The sequence below is a fragment of the Porcibacter vitabionis genome, from assembly GCF_046263795.1.
In the GTDB taxonomy this organism is placed as follows: domain Bacteria; phylum Bacillota; class Clostridia; order Lachnospirales; family Lachnospiraceae; genus Lachnocurva.
Map to the genome: position 1 here is coordinate 56,120 of NZ_JBJYZD010000001.1, position 17,769 is coordinate 73,888.

Below are 17,769 nucleotides of genomic sequence, written 5' to 3' on the forward strand. Positions count from 1 at the left end.
ATCACCTCCTTCATGACACATGCTTTGCAATGTCATAGACTTCTGTTGCAGCCGTAAACTTGCCGGTCGATTCACCGGTCCGATAAAAAGAGACGCATTCTCCTTCGTTTATGGAGAAGGTCGTGCCAAAGAAAGAAAACGTGCCGTCCGAGGTCGATTTCTTCTCCATCCGAATCATGGCATCACCATTTTCAAAAAGATAAAGCTCCCAGATCTGATTCACAGAGGAACTGCCACTGTAGTATTGATATCCTTCCCATCGGATCTTGTAGCAGGTGATGCCGATATCAGTCAGCTTGTAGTTCCCGTGTGAGAGGAGATGCGCCTTGGCGTCTTTTCGGTTTACCTTGACCTCTTCTGAACCGGAACCAGTGACTCCGATCCACGAGTTCGTGCTGACGTAGAACGTGGTGTAAGTCTTACCAGCCAGCGGCCACGAGAAGTTTTCGTTCCCGACGGTATAGGTCTGATCATCTACATCACTCTTCAAGATGTAGGAAAGGCCATCTACATCAGCGAGGACATCGGTTAAGCTGATGCTTTTCAGAACCTCGTCAGCCCCGGAGTGGTGTTTTGTAATATCGTATTTCTCAGTTACGATATCAAACTTCGTTCCATAGTAATCTTTCCGGTAAAACGAGACATATCCACCAGCGCCGGGATTCGTGAAGCTATTCCCGTTGATCTGGTATGATCCGCTGCCGTTTGTGCCGAGTGATGTAATCCGGATATAAAAATCGCCGTTGCCAAGGAAATACAGGTCCCACATTCCACGGTTGGATTCGTTCTGGCTATAGGGCATGTAGCCGTCCCATGTGATTCTCGTGGATGAAATGGCATCATCTACAGGGACCTCCTGAAGGCTGATTGTTTTGTAGCCGTTATCTCTCTGGTTGATACCGAGCGTACAGCCGCCGGCATTAAATAGGCAGTTACCGGTAACTGAGCAGGAAGTGTACAGCGATCTTGCCTTTGAAAGCGTCGCCTGCAGATTCGGAAACTGAATGATACCGAATTTTGAAGTGGTAATGCTGCAGGTTCCCTCATCGGAATAGGTATTGGTTATGGTATTTCTGCCCAGATCGGTGTTATCAAAAAGATCCAGCGTATTGATGATCGGGAGCTTTCGCCGGATGGAGTTTCCGTTGTGGTTCAGATATCCATCGCTGTTTATGCGGATAGAAAATTCCTCTCCTTTTTTCACCTGGCTGGTATCGATTGTGAGTTTTAACATCAGCCGGTTCACATAGGAAACCGCCGATACCACAGAGCAGTCGATATCTTTCAGCTCAATATCCGGTGACAGGATGGTATCGGAGAGGAGCCAGACAGTGCTGATGTCGTGCGGAAACTCAGAAATCACAGTCTCTTTGGAATCCGTAATGAATACGTAGTTCTTACCACCGGCGCCTTCCGAGCCATCTGTCGGGAGAGTAAGAATAGCAGCCGGCATTTCTGACACCTTATATTTTCTGGTCTCACCGTTCTTTTCCCGGATGGCATCGGCGATGAGCTGTATGTTTTCTTCGGTATATAGCTTCTTCATTAATATTCCCCTATGTCTCCGTCTTCGAGCTTTGCGTTGAGAGCAGCAAGCGCATCGTCGATTTCCTTCTTCGAGTAAGTATCAGCAAGCCTTATCTTCAAAGCATCCAGATCATCCTTGGAATAATAGGGTTCCTCATAAGTGCTTTCTTTTCCAGTGATGGAAAGCCGGATCACGTTGCTGTCCTTGGAGCAGTACTGGCCTTCATCCGGAAATCCGATACAGAAACAGTCATAGGTTCCCGAGACAATCGGAGGATCCACGGCAAATGTCAGATCATAGCTGATATGATCCACGGAGAAAGCACCGTCCATCATCACAAGACGATAGCAGCGGTATTCCGTCTTTTCCGGAGGCGTGATTGTGAAAGTAATCGTGCCATCACTGTTCTGGACAGCAGAAAGTTTCGGAGCATCGGTCTTTTCATTTTTGGGATTTACAGGTGCGACAATTCTTGAGATGTCACGAAAAGCAATCTTATAAAAGGCAATGGCTCCAACATCCGGAAACGTCTTCACGCCAAGCCTCTCCAGACGGTTTCCTGCAATTCTCTGTCCCGGAGTATTCCACTGCACTTCGTCGTAGTCTGTATAGGACCACGATTTGTTTTCTTCATCGTAGATTCCGATTGCGTGAGTGTTTTTATCCTCTTCGGTCATAGAGGAGGGGAGAACATAGTACTGGACCAGCTCTCCGTCAGTAGCCTCATGAGTGATGGATAGCTGCCGGACAAACTTCGGAGATGGGTTCTTGTCATACGCTGTCAGATTGATCGTCTTATCAAAGGTAAGTGCCATGAACACATCTCCTCCTTTCTGTCAGACTGTAATTTCAAGAGTCGCTGAGTAATCGATGACTGTTTCTCCTGTCTTGAACGGGCGATCCATCGTAACATTCATTGTGATCGCAGCTCCGCTTGCCGGAGCCTCCTTGAAGTGAATGTATCCGTCCTGAACCTTGCCAAGGAAAGGAACCGCTGCCGGATCTGCACTGAAATCCACCGTCGATGTATCTGCTGTGGTTTCCAGTTTCCAGTAACGTCCCGTCGCATCGAAGTCCTTTTCCAGAACCGTGTTTGCGGCCTTTGCTTCTGAGAAAACTTCTGTATAAGTCTCTCCGTCGGTAGAAACACTTAACGTGAAAGTTGCCGCCGTAAAGGAAGCGGGGAGTCTAAACTTATTGAGTTCATAAGAATCACCCAGATCAAAGATCACTGGGTTGCCCTTATAGATCCGGGAGACAAATTCCGAATCCTTGTAATTGGAATACCAGCCATTGGTGTTTCCGAAATCCGTCGGATAGTTGGAAGGCCACTTGTAGAGGGGCCTTGTGAAGAGGCCGACTCCGGACCGGTTTTTCTCCCGGTTGCCGCCGGATGCTTTGGCTCTTGCAAAAGGTGTCAGCTCCTGCAGCATTTCATGGTTGTTGTCATTGATAACCGTGTAATCTACGCCACGAGTTAGAGTATTGCCACCCACGGTAATAGAATCCGTGTCCTTCACAAAATAACTGAACGGGCAGAGAAAATCTTTCGTTGTTCCGTCGCCGGTACCCACCGGATATCCGGTGATCGTATAATTCGGCACAAGCTCGGAATTGGGAAGTTCTGCATAGCAGACGCCACCGATCAAGATGGTATTGAAGTACACCGGATAATCAAGCAGTGTTGCAGGCGCACGGAAGTCAAACTTAGCTGTCCGTTTGCTGTCTGCATAGGAATTGCTGCTCTGCGCTTTTCCGTAGCCGTAGCAGGAGTTCGTGCAATAGTAGCTGCCATAACTCGTGCCGATGTACGAATAGGTGCTTGTCATTTCGCCGTCGCCGATAGCCGCATTGCTGTTCGTGCAGAGCTCCAGAAACAGCGATCCAAGATCGCCCCAGCCTCTTTCTGTTTCCTGTCCCTCGTCATCCTTTGCTTTTTTCATGTAAAGCTGAGTGTGGCGGACAGGCACTGCGATCCAAGGACTGGATGCAGAGAGTGTCATGGTAATTCTGGCAGTTACGATCACGCGGGTGAGATCATCCTTTTTAATCGTGATCGGGTTGCTTTCGGCGTCCTTGATGAGGGCATGGGTGACAACCGTTGAGCTTACCAGAACGCCAAGCTCCGTGATGGTTCCGACATGGTCGGTATCCGGAGGAACTTCGCCGACCAGCGTATGGATGGCAGCTTGTTTCTCTTCATCAAGCGAAACGGTCTTTGTGCAGGTGATATCCCAGAGCTTTGTAAATACGTCAGTATCTGAGCTGGCCGGAGTTCCCGTGCCGGAGCCAAGACGGACTCCGGTGAAGTTGAAGCTCACGTTCAGCATGTTCGAGAGAACCACATTTCCGAAGTGGTATTCTTTTTTCTTGCCGCACCGCTCTACGGTGACGGTATATTCGTTTTGAAAACGGATCTTACATTTACTATCCATCTTATCCTCCTTAGATCGGTGCGTCGCTCGTCATGTAAGTCTTGATCTCTGCGGTGACAGAAGCTTTAAGCTCTCCCTCATCGGAGACGGTCATTTTTGTTTCCTTTACCTGTCTTGTGATAAAGGAAGAAGTCATGGCTGCGTGAAGGGTTCCTTCATCTGGCTGGATGCTTGCCTGATTCTGAACCTGATGGGTTGTGATAGCAGAAGTTGCGGCAATGTGAATTCCTACCGTTTCTTCGATTTCAATATTCTTAACAGTGATATTTCTCTCAATGGTCCAGCTGAAGCTCTGGTCATAGAGTAAAAGACGGTTTACACCATTTCCGTTTGACAGGTAAAAAGGTGTATCTTCCGCAGAAATATCAACTTGCAATACAGCTTCCTTGGCTCTTGTAGCCGCCACTTCATCTTTCGTGGTAATCACGAGATCCGTACCGTCGAGACTTAAGGTATAGCTATTGCCAGAGAGCTCTTTGCCGTTCAATGTCACTGTGACGGCACTTCTATAGGAAGAATCAAAGGCTTTGATATCATACGGATACCGGATACGGAAAACTTTCTCCGGAGCAACCGGGTCGTCAAAGAGCACGGCCTTGCCCGTAAAATCAATCGTATCGCGATTACGGAACATGCTGATGCCGATCTTATTGTTGTCATTAAAGTCTGCATTCTCCGGATAGACGGACTGGCCGACATAAGTTCGTCCGGTGATCATCCAGTGATTTTCGGAAGCGCTCGTCAGTTCAAAGCTTAGGCGATAGTCATTGAGACGATGCACATTGGCTTCCAGCCATTCCGTTCCTTTCCCGATCTCTGTTTCATTGGACCAGATCTTCGTCTTGGTTTCGGTATTCAGCGTGTACTGACGATAAAAGACAGAGCCGTCCGTCTTTACGTAGAGAAGAACCAGTCCCTGATCCTGTTCCGGATACATTTCCGAACTGTAGCCTTTGCAGGCGTGGACGGATTTCACACCTTCTGCGGCGACAAATCTTGTCGTTTCATCGTCACCTTTCTGGGCATAAAGGGTTCTTGTCGTTTTATCCGTAATCCAGAAGATCCACGGCTGATCATCTGTTTCAATCGTGAACTTCTCGGCTCCGGTCCGAAGAACCCAGGATCCATCAAACTCAATGGCAGCATTCAGTGCTTCTCCGGGTGTATAGACACCTTCCCATTTAATGACACTTTTTGAAGAGGACTTGTATTCCCGGCGGCTGATGAGAAGTTTCCCGTTCTCGATTCCGGCACACCAGATCTGATCTGGGCCGTCTGATTCGGATAGCTGCCGCATGGAAATATCACGAATGTCCATGCCGATTTCATCGACAGCCTCTGCGAAGTTTCCAGCGTTAATGGTAAAAAAGATACCTCTTGGCTGAACTTCAATCGTGCCGATTGTGCACTGAACAGTGATAAGCGCCTCATGATTTCCGGCCACTCGATGAAGGTAGGAGTGAGGGATTCCGATGGTGCCATCACCGGCAGGAAGGTCATAAATCAGAGGAGAATAGAGCTCTTCAACAGTCGTATCGTAGACTCGGACGATCATCGTTGTGGACTGATCCGTCCGGTAATGCATGAGAAAATGTCCCTCGACGTCTGCTTCCTTGGAGATGTAGTAGGAAATGCATCCGGCGATTCGTTCAGACTGGCCAAAGCATAATGTTCCGGTATTGTAATCGTAGAGCAGGCTGTTGATGGAACTCGTGATCGAATTTACTTCATCAACAAGGCCAGAGATGTCCTTATCGCTCTTACTGTTTCTGGTAATGAGAGCCGGATTCTTCCCGACGCCAGACATTTCATATTTCTGGTTGTAGGAGAACACGAACTTCGTCATACAGAAAAGCCGGTTATCATCTGCATGTCCACCTGTGAATCGGAAAACGTCCATAAGATCATAAGCGGGGTTCCCGATCATCTCAGCCTTGAACGGCACATACTGAATGCTGCCAAGAGCTGTGAGGATGCTTTTCCGCATCGCATCTACATCACCGTTCTGCAGGAAGGGATTCTCGCCAAGGTTATAGGTCAGGGCATCATCGGTATCTTCTCCGTAGTATTTCGTTTCCTGAACAGCAATATCCACGCAGGAAAGTCCGGTATATCTCGTTACATAATCGCCGAAGGTACAGCCGGTAAATCGATGAGCCGCATCAATCGTATCGACCGGAATCTGATCGTAGGGACGAAAGATGATCTTTCCTTCACGGTCTGCAAAAACGTTACAGGCCACAGCCTGCGCAACCCACGAGAGGAAGGTTCTCCAGCTCTCGATGTTGTTGTCAGCATAGAGACTGAAGGTCATATTCCCGTTTGCAAAGGAAGCAAACTCCTCTGCAGAAGTGCCAAGTTCTAGATCGCAGGAGCGGCAGGCGATAGAGGCGAGCCGGTAGGCGGTCCCCGTCAGCGTCGATGCGGAAAAACTCCGGTCAAGCTTTGACATGTTGTCATAGGCTGTGATTTCAACTCCGCTGTTTCCCCAGTTCGCTTCCGAGATGGTAAACACGCCAAGCGGAATGTCCTCATAGCTTCCATCCGCAAGACGCATTCCGAAGAATGGACGGATACCAGCATCCTTTAAGGCATAGCGCTCATCCTCCATGCCTAGAAGCGTTATTTTAAGCTCTGCGATATACACCTGACCGATTAGGACCTGCGTCTCATCCGAGCACTGGTTTGTAATGGAAAACGAGCCCGAAAGGATGTGGGAATCATCAAATACCGTGTTTCCGATGATTCCCCGCATCCGATAACTCTGGACAGGCCGCTGCATGGCTGCTTTATACTGTTCACTTACTTTGTACATGGCAGCCCTCCTCCTTTAAAATTCCTGCAAATCAAAATTCACGGTATAAAGTCCGTTCGTGCCTCTGGTCTTTTCCGAGTTCTTCTCAGGACCGGTTTTGAAATTTCGCATCCGCATTGTCCGGGTCTTATAGTCCTGTGTTTTCAGGTCATATAGCTTCACCTGAATGGAATCCTTGTCCCGGAACTCAGCGAACTTTGCAGCCCAGCGGCTGGAACATTTAAAAGAAGCAGAAACGGAGAGCTTGTCATATCTTGTGACAATCACCTGATCCGTTCCTGCCTCGGTTTGATTGGTATTTTCGATAACAGCGTAGCTTTCTTCCCAGCTTTCCGGAGTGAAGAGCTTAACGTCATCGAAATAAATCGGATATTCGCTCAGCATTTATCTCCCTCCTGACCGGTAGTTCACTTTCTGCTGTGCTTTTACGACCAGTTCCTCGATTCGTTCATTCCCGATATAAACCGGGATCACGATATCTCCCCCGCCAGCTCCGACAAGGGCTCCCTGCACAATCTCAGCCAGTTTGTCAGTACCGACGACCGCTTCCTGCCCGGCTTCACCACCACCGAGAAGTCTGCCACCTGCAGCGCCGAAGATGGTGGGGCTGTTTAAGATGTAGGCATCGTCCATGGCCTTCTTGTACCAGTCAACTGACAGATGCGGCACAGAAGGAGGATTCAAAGAGAGACTGCCACTGATGGAGAAATGTGGAAGTTTGATATGCGGAAGCTGGAGATGGCATCCGGCAAAGAATCCTTTGATTCGGTCAAGACCGCCGCTTACGATGCTCTTGGCGTTTTCAATCATCGAGGAGAAGGCTCCCTTGATATCGCCAAGTTTGCCTCGGGCAGCAGATAAAGCATCACCGAGTTTGCCGCCAGTCAGATCATTGATCTTGGAAAATCCTGCTTCCCAGATCGATTTATAAGCATCCACAGCTGTCCCGATGATGCCTTTGATGCCGCCGCCATGTGATTCAACGGAAGACTGAATGGCATCCCAAGTGGTCCCGGTTTTGGTCTTTACCGTATCCCATGCAGTGCTGATGGTCGTTTTGACATTCTCAAAGGCAGTGCTGGCTGTTGATTTAATGCCATTCCATGCACCGGAGAGGGTAGTGGTAATTCCACTCCAAGCAGAAGATGTTGCTCCACTGATTGTAGTCCAGGTATTTCCGAGGAAGTCGGAGATGCTGGTAAAAACCGTCGTTGCCGTAGTGCTGATTCCACTCCACAGGCCGGAGAAGAAACCACTGATTCCATTCCAGACCGTTTCCGTTGTGGATTTGATTCCGTCCCAGAGCCCGGAGAAGAAGTCACCGAGCGCACTGCCGACGGTTTTTACACCATCACAGAACGTAGACCAGACTCCGCCAAACCACTCGGAGATTTCTCCCCAGTGTTTCACGATCTCAATGACGCCAATCACTGCTGCAACTACAGCCGCGATGATGGTGATGATCGGAAGAATCGGAACGGAGACCGCACCGATTGCCGGGATCACGGTACCGGAGATAAAACCGACAAAGGTACCAAGCGTCGAGGTGATTCCACCGATTGCTGAGACAACCTTTCCAACACCGACAAGAACAGGACCAACCGCGGCAGCAATGAGCGCTGCTTTTACGATGGCTTCCTGCATGCCCGGGGATAATCCGTCCCATGCATCCTTGAGTCCGGTCACCACGTCTTTGATCTGCGTCATGGCTTCAGTGATCATCGGTGCAGAAGCATCGACGATTTCTGCGCCGAGGTCTTTCAGGTTGTTCATCACAACCGTCATCTGATCCAGAGGATCCAGCGTTTCGTTGAAGGTATTCTCTACGGATCCTGCATAATCCCCGAGAGTAGAGGACAGGTCATCGAGTGAGAGCTTGCCACTCTGCACAGCGTTATAGATGGCACCACCAGCACGAGAGCCGAACAGGTCGTATGCTGCCTGCAGCTTCTCCGTGTCACTCTGGTTGCTGTTCATCGTTTTGGAGAAGTCCTTCAATGCATCACTGAGGGATTGACCATTCTTCGTTGCAACCTTCTGCGCTTTGGTGAGGCCAGTGAGCATTGTCGAGGTATCCAGACCAGACATCTCGACGGCGCCCATGAAGCCTGCTGCCTGTTCTGCCGAAAGTCCCATCGCCTGAAACTGTCCGGCATTCTTCGAGAGATCCTGCGAGAGTGTATCCATCGATACACCAGTTGCCTGCCCGACCTGGTTTAAAGCATCGAGAAGGTTTCCGGCATCGGAAGAATCCTGCCCGAAAGCATTGAGGACGGACGAGACGTTATCGACCGAGGTGGATACATCCGTCGAATTCAGCGTGGCGAACTCTACGAACTTTGTGGAGAGCTCCTCGAGTGCATCTCCGGTAAGCCCGAATCTCGTGTTCACTTCGCCGATGGCATCACCAGCAGTCTGAAAATCAGTCGGGATCGTCTCGGCGATGGACTTGGCACGTTTCTGCATGTCCTCGAGGGCAGCACCTGAAGCTCCGGTTTTCTCGGTGACCGTATCGAGAGCTTCATCGACTTCTTTCCATGCTGCAACCGAAGCGCCTGCAGCGGCAGCGACCGGAACGGTTATTCCTTTAGTAAGTCCGCCTCCGACGTCACTGATCTTGCCGCCGACCTCTTTCATCTTGTCACCGGCGACCTGAAGCTGCTGGTTGGCAACGGAACCGAACTTCTTATATTCGTCCTCGAGTCCTTCGAGCGACTGCTTGGTGGCCTCGATCTCGCGAGTCAGGGCTTCCTGCTGTTTCTGCGTCTCCTCGGTCTGAGGACCAGCTTTGAGCTGGGCGAGGGCTTCCTTCTCCTCGGCAAGTTTCTTCTTGGTTGCGTCAATGGCGTCGGTTAGATACTTCTGTTTCTGCGCGAGCAGGTCAGCGTTGCCCGGATCCATCTTCAGGAGCTTGTTTACATCCTTCAGATTGCTCTGGGTATCACGGATTTCCTTGTTTACACCTTTCAGGGCGTTGGAGAGCTTGGTAGTATCGCCGTCCAGCTCAATCGTTATGCCCTTGATACGATCTGCCATAGCTCATCACCTCCTGAAAAACGGCATGAAAAAAGCACCGGCTTTTACCGATGCTGATTAAAACGAATCGAAATCCTGCTGCGTTGCAACCTGCCTGTACTCGTCATCACAGAGATCATTTCCGGATTCAATGATCATATCCATCACGAGTCCTTCCTCCACGTTGTCGAGTTCCTCTAAGGAAAAGCCCAGCTGTTTGGCACGCAGCATAAACACAGCCGTGTTTACTTCCCGTTCAGTTGGGCGACTTCTTTTTTTGGCTTTGAGGTTGTCCTTCTGGAGCCAAGATAGAGAGTAACGAACTCCTGCATGTGAAGGAAGAGTTCTGCGCCATCGAACTGGTCTGCCCAGGTAAGGAAAGCATCTACGCTCAGATGATTCATATCCTTCTTTTCTGCCTGTGCATTCATGATGAAAGCGAGTTTGTCACCGACTGTCATATCGGTTTGATCATCCTCGCTGTTTTCCATCTTGTTCAAGAGGATCATCAGATCCTGATGGAATACCTGCTTAAAGCGGTAGGCTGTTGTTCCCGTTGCGAGAAACGGGAAATTCTGCTCCGACCCATCACTGAGCCGGAGCGAAATCTCCTGATACATGATCGTTCCTCCTTATTACTTGCTGGAACCAGATGTCGAAGTAGTGGTGCTCGTTGTGCTGGCTGCCTTTACTGCGGCAGGCGTGTACACCTTGCTGTACCAGTTCTGGTAAGTGGCATCGGCTGTATCTGCTCCAGACCTAGCCTTGACGATGTTCTTGCCAAGGGTTGCATCCTTGATGCTGGTGGCATTAATGGTAAGACTCTCGGTCTGGACCTCGATGGAATCCTCCTTCGTGGAAGATGCTACGGAAGGTCTCGTCGCCGTGCAGTTATACATGACGTGACGGATTTCATTCACATCGCCGTCAAACTCAAAGAGCAGGGCAAAGTGAATCGGCTGCGCATCCGCGTCTTCAATCAGAACACCGTTGCCGTCCTTGATCTCTCCGAGCACATTCTCCCGAAAGTCCTCGGGTACCATTGCAGACTCAAAGTCTCCGTTATATCCACTGTTTGCAGTGGTGACGAAGTACTGCACACCGTCTGCCCAGAAGATAGTCTGGTCTCCCTGAGCATCCAGAGAGAGGGATACAGCACCCGGCCACGCTACAGGGTCTGCGAAAGTGGCAGTGCCGTCTTCCGCGATTGTCGCAATGGCATAATGTACATTTTTAAGGTTGTACTTGACCTTATTCTTTTTATTTGCCATTTCAGGCCTCCTGTTCAAATGAATACAGGACCTCGTAGAGCTTTTCCGACTCTATCCAGGTCTCTGTTTTGTCAAAGAAGATTCCGCTTTTCACGAGCAGATCTTCCAGTTTCTTTTCGATCTTTGGATCCTTCTTATCCGTGTAGAGCTCGATATCGATCTCGGTAATCGGGAAATACACGGTTCCATCCGCAGCGAAGTTATCACTGTTCGGACAGCGATAGCAGAGAAAAGGTGGATCCGGTCCTTCACCCTCGGTAAAGTGATCGTAGGCAAAGGGAAGACCCAGCTCCTCCAGAATGGTGATGATCTTGTCCATCAGCTTTTCAACTCCTTCTCAATCTCGTCGGATAGCTTTCCGGTGATGTCTTCCTCCACAGTCGAGATATGCGGGATCCCATCAACGCGACCTCCGCCACGCTTGGCATGACCTTTTTCCAGAAGATGGGTGAGTCCATAGATCTTGTTATGAACGACGACTTCAGCGCCGACAGCCGTTTCCTTCTGAACTGTGGATCGCCAACTCTTGGCGTACTTGCCTCTGCGCTTGGGTGATTTTTCCTTCAGTTCCTTTAGAGCTTCCTTGCCGGCATCCTTGATTTCCTGCTTTACAACATCGTTCACATCCTCCACGTAGTCGGAGAGTGTCTTCTCAACCGTTGCAGCAAGATCGTCTGCTTTTATCTTCATCGCTTCACCTTCTCACATCGGAATTTCAGACTTCGGTGATGGAATCCCATCGGGTCTATCGCCGTCACGTTGTAGAGATCATCGCCGTGTCGGATCCTGAGCTTCGTGGAGTCGAGCCCTTCGAGGCATTCCGCATACCGGACCGTGAAATCAAGTGCCTCCGTACTGTTCGTGGTTCCGGCTTCCTGTTTCTCTGAGCCGCCGCTTTGAACTGGCGTTGCCCAGCAGGTGAAAAAGTCCGTCCACGCATTGGTGTGGTTTCCGTACTTGTCCTTCACGATTTCATTTTTCTGAATCGTGATGCGGATGTTCATGCCTGCAATGTTCATCAGAATCCAGGGCTCCTTTCTCCAAACAGAATGGCGCGGAGGGTAAGAATCAGTGCGTGATGGTCTGCTTCCTCCCGGTGCTCATTTAAGTAAGCGAGGGCATAGAGAACAGCAGCCATGACGAGAGGGCTGTCACTGTCGTCGAGCGAGTCCTTCCTCAGCACATCAGCTACCAGACGTTCTGCTGCGGAGATCTCGCTTTGCAGGAGTGCATCTTCATCCGAATAATCAATCCGGAGATATTTCTTGGCGTCCTCAAGCTTTACCATAAGCACCTCCATAATGATATGGACCGGAGTGATTGGCTCCGGCCCCTTTACTAGTTAAGAGGGAATCCGTCAGGCGGATGCTCCAGCCTTCAGAATCTGTACAGCCTCCGGAAGAACGAGCTTGCCGTCAACACGCTCCTTGGCGACGTAGCCGATCATTCCGTTGCCTGCGAAAAGCTCACGGAGTTCCTGAACGGAACGAGTGCCACGGTCTCCGATGTTGTAGTAGGAGAAGTCGCCGAATGCGATGGCAGGCTTTCCAGCTTCCAGCGCCGGAGCATAAGCAGAGGTCAGAACGGAATATCCGCAGAGACGATCCGGCTCACCGGCCGTGTAGGAAGGCTGCCAGATGTACGCACCGTTCGAATCCTTGAGCTTGCGGAGAACTGCAAGAGTGGAGTCGTTCAGAATGAAAAGGGCATTCTTTCTGTACGGACGCTTGAGGGCGTAGATGAGGGAGATCACATCATCGGCAGTAATCTTAGTGCCGGAGATGGTCACACCAGTCTGGCCGCCACCGGTCTCAGCGAAGATGCCGGTCGGCTTGCCCTTGCCGTCACCGTTCAAGAAAGCATCCTCCTCGGCATTGCCGATGGCCTTTCCGAAGGTATCGATGATATAGTTCTCAAGATTGAAGGCGTTGTCGTAGAGCAGTTCCTCCGTTACCTTGATGGCTACGTGCAGTTTGTGGGCATCGAGGATCACCTGGTCGAAAGTAGCGTCGCCGAAGGTGAGCTCCTGACCTTCCTCAATCCATGCAGCCGCGGGCTTAGTCGCAGCAATGTTGATCTTGTGCTCGCCGGATGTGGTGATGGTAGTCGCAAGTCCGCGGAAGATATTCTCATCCTCGAGTCTGTCGATCAGACGGGAATCCCATTCCTCCGGAACAAGGTAGCCGCCGTTCGCGTCATTGCCTTCTTCCAGAACATCGGATACCTGGTGGAATCCGGTACGCATGGCAGCGATCATTGCCTTGGCGTATGCGTGAGAAGCACGGCCTTTTTTCTCCGGCTCGTCCTTTACGCCGGCTCCCGGCTTTCCAGTGAGGGGAGAAGCGGTCGGCTTTCCCATCTGCTCCTCAATAGCTGCCTGTCTGTTCAGACGGTCGATTTCCTTGGTGTAGTCGGTGATTTCCTTCTCCATGCGGTCGTAGGTTTCACCGTCCTCCTGAGAGAGAAGTCCGTCGGTGTTTCTGTGAGAGTCAAGGAAGGCTTTTGCAGCTTCCCATGCCTTTGCTCTCTTGTTCATAAGCTCCTGTAAAGTCATAATATTTTCCTCCTTAGATGAACTGTTTCATGAGATCGAGTCTCTTTTCGAGGTCATCGACCCTGTGTAAGTGAGTGGTATCTTTGGCCTGCGGGGTTGCAGGGTGGTTCCTTGCGTAGTCGCAGAGTTTCTTATTGATCGCTGCTGCCACCTGGTAGCGGGAGAAAAGCATGCCGGAAGGCTGCTCTTCAATCTCCTCTGACGACTCGTCCGGTTTCTCATCGCCCTCGGATGGCTCATCCTCTTCGTCAGGCTCAGGTACTGTTTTGGTACCGTAGAGTTCATCGCGCTCGATCATGCCGTCTGCAAAGTGAAGCTCCACAGCCTTGCCGGCATCCATCCAGGTCTCCTCATCCATGAGTTTCGAGAGCTTGTTTCTCGAAAGACCGGTCTTTGCCTGATAGGCATTGATGATGGAATCCTTCACCTCGGAGAGCATCTGGATGGCTTTCTGCATTTCTGCCGTGTCACCCATCGCAACAGTGCTCGGGTTATGGATCATGATCATCGAGACAGGAGAGACGAGAACCGTATCGCCTGCCATTGCAATGACGGACGCTGCCGATGCAGCAAGACCGTCTACCTTGACGGTGACCTTTCCCTTGTAGTCACGGAGCATGTTGTAGATCTGAGCTGCCGCGAAGCAGTCGCCTCCGGGGCTGTTTACCCAGACGGTGATGTCGCCGGTTCCGTTCTCAAGATCGGAACGAAAAAGAGCCGGGGTGACGTCATCGTCAAACCACGACTCTTCAGCGATTGTTCCGTTTAAGAACAAGGTTCTTGATTCAGTTGTTTCGCTTGGATTTTCCGGTACGGGCGTTTTGTTTCTTACCCATTTCCAGAACTTCTTCTGTGGATTCATCTGAGTCCTCCTTATTTTCTGATTCTGTATTCTTCTCATACGCGGATCCTGCGTCAGCGAGTTTTACGACATTTCCGTTCAGGACGTGAAGGTTGCCGCCTTCCTCATCAGAAAGCAGGTCCATGTTTTCAAGCTCTCTCACATCATTGATGGAGTAGATGCCGTTCTGAATGCCGGTGGCGTAGCCGCTCATCCGGCTGCCGTAATCTCCTCGAAGCAGGCCGTCCACGTTGAAGCGGATGAAGTAGTTTTCCTTTTCCTGCGGAAGCAGGAGAGAGCGCTGCATCGACTGTTCCCAGCGGACGAGCCACGGCTCCAGCGTATAAGTGACAAATTCCAGTGACTGCTCCTCAATGTTTGAGAAGGTTGCATGCTCCAGATCACCGATGAGGTGGGGTGGAATCCGGAAGATCCTTGCGATCTCATCCAGCTGGAATTTCCGAGTCTCCAGAAACTGCGCCTGTTCGGGCGAGATGGAGATCGGGGTATAAGTCATGCCCTCCTCTAAGATCGCGACCTTGTTGGCCTTGTGGCTTCCTCCGAAGCCCGCTTCCCAAGAGGAGCGGATCTTCTCCGGATCCTTTACCGTCCCGGGCATGGAAAGCACGCCGGACGGATTCGCACCGTTCTTAAAGAAGGACGCGCCGTATTCTTCGGTTGCCATTGCCATGCCGATGGAGTTCTTCGCCATCGCGATAGGGGAGTAACCGACAAGGCCGTCAAAGCCAAGACCGGGAACATGCAGCACTTCCTCCGGGGAGAGCCGGACCGTTCCGGTTTTCATCGTGGGAGCATCCGAGGTATTCATCTGGTACTCATAGTAGATGTGGCCGTTCTCATCACGGTCCACACGCATCCGGTTTGCCATCAGAGGATATAGCCCTACGACTTCACCGCGTCCGTTCCTTATGATCTGTGCGTAAGCGTTGCCCCAGAGGAGCAGATGCGTCATCAAAGTCTCCCGGAAGATATACGATGTCATTTCCGGATTCGGCTCATCATGTAAAAGTCGGTAAAGCGGATGTTTCACAGCTTTCACCTTGCTGCCTTCCTCTGTGTATTCATAGAGGTGAAGCGGCAGGCTTGCGATGGCCTCCGAGAGAACACGGACGCAGGCATAGACTGCTGAGATCTGCATGGCAGATCGTTCCGTTACGGTATTGCCGGAAGTCGTGCCGCCGAAGTAGTAGCGATAGCCGGACCCGTTCGTGGAGTTCTGCGGTTTATCTCTGGATTTAAATAGTTTTGAAAAGATGCTCATTCATACCTCCTACATGATCAGAGGAAGAGGATGCCGCGGTCGTCGTAGACGGATTCGCCGCTATCGTTGCCGCACCGGATTGCCCGGTCGAGGCCCATGATCATAGCGACCGCGCCATCGATCTTCTCTGTGGACTTTTCCTTGTCTGCCTTGATGTTTCCTGCCGGATCACGACGGATGAAGATGTTATCCATCATCCAGCGGAGCACCGGATGTCCTCCGTGGGCGATCCGCTTTTCAAGAACGAGGTTCATGAGTTCCTTGGTAGGCGGGGACATATCTTTAAAGCCCTGCCCGAAAGGGACGACGGTAAAGCCCATGCCCTCAAGATTCTGTACCATCTGGACAGCTCCCCATCGGTCGAAAGCAATCTCACGGATATTGAACCGGTTCCCGAGATTCTCGATGAACTTCTCGATAAATCCGTAATGAATGACATTGCCTTCGGTCGTTTCGAGATAGCCTTCCTTCTCCCAGAGGTCGTAAGGAACGTGATCACGCCTCACACGAAGATCAACGTTGTCCTCCGGAATCCAGAAGTAGGGGAGAACCACATATTTATCCGTCTCATCCCTTGGCGGGAAGACGAGGACAAAGGCTGTGATATCCGTTGTGGACGAAAGGTCAAGACCGCCATAGCAGACACGGCCCTCCAGCTCATCCGGATCCACAGGATAGGCACAGGCGTCCCATTTGTCCATTGGCATCCAGCGGACAGCCTGTTTTACCCATTGGTTCAGTCTCAGCTGCCGGAAGGCGTTCTCTTCGCCGGGATTCTGTTTGGCGGAGTTGCAGGCATCTTGCACCTTATCGATGCCGACCGTGATGCCAAGCGACGGATTCGCTTTCTTCCAGACCTCCGGATCTGTCCAGTCGTCGGATTCCGCTGCGCCGTAGATCACAGGGTAGAAGGTCGGATCAATCTTTCTTCCGGCGATAATATCGAGTGCCTTCTGGTGGACCTCGTAGCAGATGCTATTCGTATCCGTTCCTGCAGTCGTGATCAGAAAGTAAAGCGGCTGGGTTCTGGCATCGCCGGAACCTTTTGTCATAACGTCGTATAATTTCCGATTCGGCTGGGTGTGAAGCTCATCGAAGATCACGCCGCTCGTATTAAAACCGTGTTTATTGGCGACATCTGCAGAGAGCACCTGATAGGTACTGTTCGTCGGAAGATAGATGAGTTTCTTCTGGGATTCCAGAATCTTCACTCGTTTATCCAGAGCGGGGCAGAGCCGCACCATATCAACGGCCACGTCGTACACGATCTTGGCCTGATTTCTGTCTGCGGCACAACCGTAGACTTCTGCACGCTCTTCCCCATCGCCGCAGGTGAGAAGCAGAGCGACCGCCGCGGCAAGCTCGGACTTTCCTTGTTTCTTTGGAATCTCGATGTAGGCTGTATTGAACTGGCGATAGCCGTTTGGCTTCAGAACACCAAAAAGATCTCGGATGATCTGCTCCTGCCAGTCAATCAGATCAAAGGGCTTCCGGTACCAGCTGCCTTTGGTATGCCGGAGGCTTTCGATAAAGAGCACGGCATAATCTGCAGCCTCCTTGCTGTAGTGGGAGGTCTCCGCCATAAAGCGTGTCGGCTTGTAATTCTTCAGTTTTCGCATCGCCATCAGGCGACCTCCTTTCCTTGCATCAAAAAAGGACCGCCGAAGCGATCCAGACCATGTGGTTTGTGTACGAGAGAAAGAGCCTTGCGGCTCCCTCTCGGTGCTTTCTTATCTGAAGTTGTTCATGATGGCAAGAACCGCAAGCTGTGCGTTTTCTGTTTCCGGCTCGATGTCCCAGCCTCTGTCGTATCTTGCGACCGGGAAGTCTCCGAGGCAAATCTCAAGCTTGCTGATCTTGCCGCCTTCGATGCCGTAGTCCTCGCTAGGCTCTCCGTATACCTTTGCGCAGTAGGTGAATGTCTGGTTCTCGATCTTAATGCTTCCTTTTTTCCACATGGTCTTTTTCCTCCGTTTCTTTTGTGTGCCCTTTTCCTTTGGCATGTACATATATCACTCTGCGCCGGAT

The 17,769-nt window shown here is 50.9% G+C and carries 18 protein-coding genes; all 18 read right to left on the reverse strand.

Annotation, left to right across the window (positions count from 1 at the left end; genetic code table 11):
* Window positions 1–10 precede the first annotated feature (10 nt).
* Window positions 11–1,546: a hypothetical protein gene (locus ACKX2L_RS00280; RefSeq protein WP_497552375.1), complete on the reverse strand. Its 1,536-nt coding sequence runs from the start codon at window positions 1,544–1,546 to the stop codon at window positions 11–13.
* The gene (locus tag ACKX2L_RS00285) at window positions 1,546–2,343 is read right to left on the reverse strand and encodes a hypothetical protein (RefSeq protein WP_331347910.1); all 798 of its coding nucleotides are present in this window, start codon (window positions 2,341–2,343) and stop codon (window positions 1,546–1,548) included. The genes ACKX2L_RS00280 and ACKX2L_RS00285 overlap by 1 nt, the downstream gene beginning before the upstream one ends.
* A 21-nt stretch (window positions 2,344–2,364) precedes the next feature.
* The gene (locus tag ACKX2L_RS00290; protein ID WP_497552376.1) at window positions 2,365–3,963 is read right to left on the reverse strand and encodes a discoidin domain-containing protein; all 1,599 of its coding nucleotides are present in this window, start codon (window positions 3,961–3,963) and stop codon (window positions 2,365–2,367) included.
* Window positions 3,964–3,973: 10 nt separating this feature from the next.
* A complete protein-coding gene (locus tag ACKX2L_RS00295) occupies window positions 3,974–6,778 on the reverse strand; it encodes a hypothetical protein (RefSeq protein ID WP_497552377.1) in 2,805 nt (934 codons plus the stop codon).
* A gap of 15 nt (window positions 6,779–6,793) precedes the next feature.
* The gene (locus ACKX2L_RS00300; RefSeq protein WP_178262707.1) at window positions 6,794–7,162 is read right to left on the reverse strand and encodes a hypothetical protein; all 369 of its coding nucleotides are present in this window, start codon (window positions 7,160–7,162) and stop codon (window positions 6,794–6,796) included.
* A complete protein-coding gene (locus tag ACKX2L_RS00305; RefSeq protein WP_497552378.1) occupies window positions 7,163–9,814 on the reverse strand; it encodes a phage tail tape measure protein in 2,652 nt (883 codons plus the stop codon).
* Between the two features lie 57 nt (window positions 9,815–9,871).
* Window positions 9,872–10,030: a hypothetical protein gene (locus ACKX2L_RS00310; RefSeq protein ID WP_497552541.1), complete on the reverse strand. Its 159-nt coding sequence runs from the start codon at window positions 10,028–10,030 to the stop codon at window positions 9,872–9,874.
* Window positions 10,031–10,038: 8 nt separating this feature from the next.
* The gene (locus ACKX2L_RS00315; protein WP_066647718.1) at window positions 10,039–10,413 is read right to left on the reverse strand and encodes a hypothetical protein; all 375 of its coding nucleotides are present in this window, start codon (window positions 10,411–10,413) and stop codon (window positions 10,039–10,041) included.
* A gap of 15 nt (window positions 10,414–10,428) precedes the next feature.
* Complete coding sequence (locus tag ACKX2L_RS00320; RefSeq protein WP_066647720.1) at window positions 10,429–11,064, reverse strand: major tail protein; 636 nt, start codon at window positions 11,062–11,064, stop codon at window positions 10,429–10,431.
* Window position 11,065: 1 nt separating this feature from the next.
* Window positions 11,066–11,383 carry a hypothetical protein gene (locus ACKX2L_RS00325; protein ID WP_497552379.1) on the reverse strand — a complete coding sequence of 106 codons (318 nt, stop codon included), beginning with the start codon at window positions 11,381–11,383 and terminating at the stop codon, window positions 11,066–11,068.
* Window positions 11,383–11,754, reverse strand: a complete 372-nt coding sequence (locus ACKX2L_RS00330) for an HK97 gp10 family phage protein (RefSeq protein WP_497552380.1) — start codon at window positions 11,752–11,754, stop codon at window positions 11,383–11,385. Before ACKX2L_RS00330 ends, ACKX2L_RS00325 begins: the two co-directional genes overlap by 1 nt.
* Window positions 11,751–12,083, reverse strand: a complete 333-nt coding sequence (locus tag ACKX2L_RS00335; protein WP_178262715.1) for a phage head closure protein — start codon at window positions 12,081–12,083, stop codon at window positions 11,751–11,753. Before ACKX2L_RS00335 ends, ACKX2L_RS00330 begins: the two co-directional genes overlap by 4 nt.
* Complete coding sequence (locus ACKX2L_RS00340; RefSeq protein WP_066647728.1) at window positions 12,083–12,352, reverse strand: head-tail connector protein; 270 nt, start codon at window positions 12,350–12,352, stop codon at window positions 12,083–12,085. Before ACKX2L_RS00340 ends, ACKX2L_RS00335 begins: the two co-directional genes overlap by 1 nt.
* A gap of 69 nt (window positions 12,353–12,421) precedes the next feature.
* A complete protein-coding gene (locus ACKX2L_RS00345) occupies window positions 12,422–13,618 on the reverse strand; it encodes a phage major capsid protein (RefSeq protein ID WP_497552381.1) in 1,197 nt (398 codons plus the stop codon).
* 13 nt (window positions 13,619–13,631) lie between these two features.
* On the reverse strand, window positions 13,632–14,480 hold the full coding sequence (locus ACKX2L_RS00350) for a head maturation protease, ClpP-related (RefSeq protein WP_497552382.1): 849 nt from the start codon (window positions 14,478–14,480) through the stop codon (window positions 13,632–13,634).
* Window positions 14,404–15,741: a phage portal protein gene (locus ACKX2L_RS00355; protein ID WP_066647736.1), complete on the reverse strand. Its 1,338-nt coding sequence runs from the start codon at window positions 15,739–15,741 to the stop codon at window positions 14,404–14,406. The genes ACKX2L_RS00350 and ACKX2L_RS00355 overlap by 77 nt, the downstream gene beginning before the upstream one ends.
* Window positions 15,742–15,758: 17 nt before the next feature.
* Window positions 15,759–17,366 carry a terminase large subunit gene (locus ACKX2L_RS00360; protein WP_497552383.1) on the reverse strand — a complete coding sequence of 536 codons (1,608 nt, stop codon included), beginning with the start codon at window positions 17,364–17,366 and terminating at the stop codon, window positions 15,759–15,761.
* Window positions 17,367–17,471: 105 nt separating this feature from the next.
* Complete coding sequence (locus ACKX2L_RS00365; RefSeq protein WP_497552384.1) at window positions 17,472–17,744, reverse strand: DUF7678 domain-containing protein; 273 nt, start codon at window positions 17,742–17,744, stop codon at window positions 17,472–17,474.
* Window positions 17,745–17,769: the final 25 nt, after the last annotated feature.

What these genes read in the sequence shown, in the direction of transcription:
- ACKX2L_RS00355 (WP_066647736.1), bottom strand. Translation starts at nt 15,741, where the DNA reads ATGAGCATCTTTTCAAAACTATTTAAATCCAGAGATAAACCGCAGAAC.
- ACKX2L_RS00300 (WP_178262707.1), bottom strand. Translation starts at nt 7,162, where the DNA reads ATGCTGAGCGAATATCCGATTTATTTCGATGACGTTAAGCTCTTCACT.
- ACKX2L_RS00305 (WP_497552378.1), bottom strand. Translation starts at nt 9,814, where the DNA reads ATGGCAGATCGTATCAAGGGCATAACGATTGAGCTGGACGGCGATACT.
- ACKX2L_RS00280 (WP_497552375.1), bottom strand. Translation starts at nt 1,546, where the DNA reads ATGAAGAAGCTATATACCGAAGAAAACATACAGCTCATCGCCGATGCC.
- ACKX2L_RS00365 (WP_497552384.1), bottom strand. Translation starts at nt 17,744, where the DNA reads ATGCCAAAGGAAAAGGGCACACAAAAGAAACGGAGGAAAAAGACCATG.
- ACKX2L_RS00295 (WP_497552377.1), bottom strand. Translation starts at nt 6,778, where the DNA reads ATGTACAAAGTAAGTGAACAGTATAAAGCAGCCATGCAGCGGCCTGTC.
- ACKX2L_RS00320 (WP_066647720.1), bottom strand. Translation starts at nt 11,064, where the DNA reads ATGGCAAATAAAAAGAATAAGGTCAAGTACAACCTTAAAAATGTACAT.
- ACKX2L_RS00285 (WP_331347910.1), bottom strand. Translation starts at nt 2,343, where the DNA reads ATGGCACTTACCTTTGATAAGACGATCAATCTGACAGCGTATGACAAG.
- ACKX2L_RS00290 (WP_497552376.1), bottom strand. Translation starts at nt 3,963, where the DNA reads ATGGATAGTAAATGTAAGATCCGTTTTCAAAACGAATATACCGTCACC.
- ACKX2L_RS00350 (WP_497552382.1), bottom strand. Translation starts at nt 14,480, where the DNA reads ATGAATCCACAGAAGAAGTTCTGGAAATGGGTAAGAAACAAAACGCCC.
- ACKX2L_RS00335 (WP_178262715.1), bottom strand. Translation starts at nt 12,083, where the DNA reads ATGAACATTGCAGGCATGAACATCCGCATCACGATTCAGAAAAATGAA.
- ACKX2L_RS00315 (WP_066647718.1), bottom strand. Translation starts at nt 10,413, where the DNA reads ATGTATCAGGAGATTTCGCTCCGGCTCAGTGATGGGTCGGAGCAGAAT.
- ACKX2L_RS00325 (WP_497552379.1), bottom strand. Translation starts at nt 11,383, where the DNA reads ATGGACAAGATCATCACCATTCTGGAGGAGCTGGGTCTTCCCTTTGCC.
- ACKX2L_RS00340 (WP_066647728.1), bottom strand. Translation starts at nt 12,352, where the DNA reads ATGGTAAAGCTTGAGGACGCCAAGAAATATCTCCGGATTGATTATTCG.
- ACKX2L_RS00330 (WP_497552380.1), bottom strand. Translation starts at nt 11,754, where the DNA reads ATGAAGATAAAAGCAGACGATCTTGCTGCAACGGTTGAGAAGACACTC.
- ACKX2L_RS00345 (WP_497552381.1), bottom strand. Translation starts at nt 13,618, where the DNA reads ATGACTTTACAGGAGCTTATGAACAAGAGAGCAAAGGCATGGGAAGCT.
- ACKX2L_RS00360 (WP_497552383.1), bottom strand. Translation starts at nt 17,366, where the DNA reads ATGGCGATGCGAAAACTGAAGAATTACAAGCCGACACGCTTTATGGCG.